This window comes from Hyphomonas sp. (assembly GCF_040882205.1).
GTDB lineage: Bacteria > Pseudomonadota > Alphaproteobacteria > Caulobacterales > Hyphomonadaceae > Hyphomonas.
This window is the reverse complement of sequence record NZ_JBBEBT010000296.1, coordinates 1-2,180: the sequence shown is the minus strand read 5'-3', so window position 1 is coordinate 2,180 and position 2,180 is coordinate 1. Positions and strand designations below refer to the sequence as shown.

Annotated in this window: 1 pseudogene; it reads left to right on the top strand. The window is 63.7% G+C overall.

Annotated elements, in window-relative coordinates:
* Nucleotides 1-16: 16 nt before the first annotated feature.
* Nucleotides 17-2,180 (top strand): annotated as a pseudogene (locus tag WEA77_RS12700) (hypothetical protein); the annotation flags it as partial.

Here is a 2,180-nt window from a genome sequence, read left to right as displayed (position 1 = left end):
CGGCTTTGCCAGCCGCATGAACCCGCTCAACCTGCCCGCCGGCATGTTGCAGGACTCGGTCAACATGCGCCTTGACCGCGGCGTGGCCCAGACGCGCCGGGGCTCCAAGCGCCTGACCGACAACATCGGCACAACCAACGCCCCGCTCACCTTGGATTTCCCGCTTGGCTTCGACAAGGTTGTCACGTCGATCACCGCAGTGGGCACCCTCGCCACCGCCACCGTGACGGCCCACGGATACGTTGATGGCGACCGCGTCAACATCCGCGGGGCGATCGGGCCGAATGGCGTCTTTTACAACGGCGACTTCATCATCAGTAACGTGGCCACCGACACCTTTGACTACACCGTGACGGGCACACCAGGCAATAGTGCGGACGGCACGTTGTTCGCTAACAACGGTCCAATCGTCAGCAGCACCTACGAAGGCGGACTGTATGCGGCGGGGATCTTCAGCTCGGTCAATTACCAAAACGCCCAAGAGTATGTTGTGCTGGCCGGCGAGGATCGCGCCTTCTTTTGGCGCCAGAGCGGGCTGGATGACCGCGGCTACCCCTCTGGCGGCATCGACGAAAAGATCACGGGCACAGACCGCGTGAGCATCGTGCAGGCGTTTAACCGTCTCTACATTTTGCGCGAGGCGGCGCAGACGGCGGGCACGGAGTTTGCCGGCGTGCTGGTCGGAGCCAGCGCTGGCACCTTCACCGTGACCATCGCCACACCGGCCGTTGTGACCAAGGATGCGCACGGCTTGGAGGACGGCATGGCAGTCACGCTGGCCACGACCGGGGCGCTGCCGACCAACCTTGTGGCGGGCACGGTCTACTACGTCATTAACAAAACGGACGACACCTTCCAGCTCTCGGCGACCAGCGGCGGCGCGGCCATCAATACCGCAGGCAGCCAGAGCGGCGTGCATACGCTGACGCCAGTATCCGCCGTAGTGAGCGGCACCACGGCCACAATCTTTTGCAAAAACCACGGCTACGTCTTCGGCCACAGGGTGCGCTTGGAAAATGGCGGGCGGGCCGCCTTTGACCGCCACGAATACGACGTGCTCAACAGCCCCGCCGCCACCACGCACACCTTTGCCATCACCGTGCCCAGCGGCACACTCAACGATACCAACTCCTCGGCCAACCGCATCACCCGCCGGGTGCATCCGCCGATCTACTGGGACGGTGGGGTGGGCAACTTTGTGCGGGCGCGGGGCGGCGTGCCCCCTGGGCTCGGCGCGAGTTACCGCAGCATGCCCTCGGTCGGCTGGGCCAGCTACATCAACAACCGGCTCATCCTGCCGGACGGCAAGGACCAAGTGCTGATTAGCGACGTGCTTGACGCCGATGTCTATGATCCCTTCTGGCAGTCGTTTCGGCTGGGCGCGGGCGGTCCTGACCGCATCGTGGCGGTGCATCCTTGGGTGGAGGGCGCTGCGCTCATTTTCTGTCGCAGCAGCATCTGGCTGGCCATTATCTCGCAGTTGCCCTCGACCGACGGCACGGCCATGGCGATCAACACGGCGGTAAGCAAGGTGGAGTTGCTGACCAACGAGATCGGCTGCTCGGCCCGCAACAGCATCGTCACGGCGGGGCGGTATGTTTTCTTTCTTTCCGACGCTGGCATCTACCGCCTCGACACCCAGTTGGATCTGAAGCTCCGCGGCGACACCCGGCCGCTCTCCGAGCCGATTGCCGACCAATTCTCCCAAGTGGTGCAGTCGCGGGTCGAGGACAGCGCCTTCGCCGTGTGGCACAATAACCGCTACATCATCGCCCTGCCCGTCACCGCCGATCCGCTCGACGGAAACAAGCTGGTCTTGGCCTACAATGCGCTGAACGACGCCTGGGAATACCGCGACATCTATCCTGACAGCGCCGCAGTCAACCAGATCGTCAACAGCATCTACAATGACCGCCGGCGCCTCTTCAACGTAAGCCGCGCCGGCAACATCTATCTGCTAGAAGAAAACGCCAGCGGCACCGACGACCAAGCCGTGGGCGGCGGCACCAACCCCATCACCGGCAGCATCCGCACCCGCCGCTACGATTTCGGCGACATGCACAGCAAGCGGTTCCTGCGCACGATTGCCGACGTGGTCATCCCCGCCGGCGCCACGATCAACACCCGCGTCAACATCATCAACCCGGACAAAGAAGAGCAGCTCGGCAGCCTGACCAACG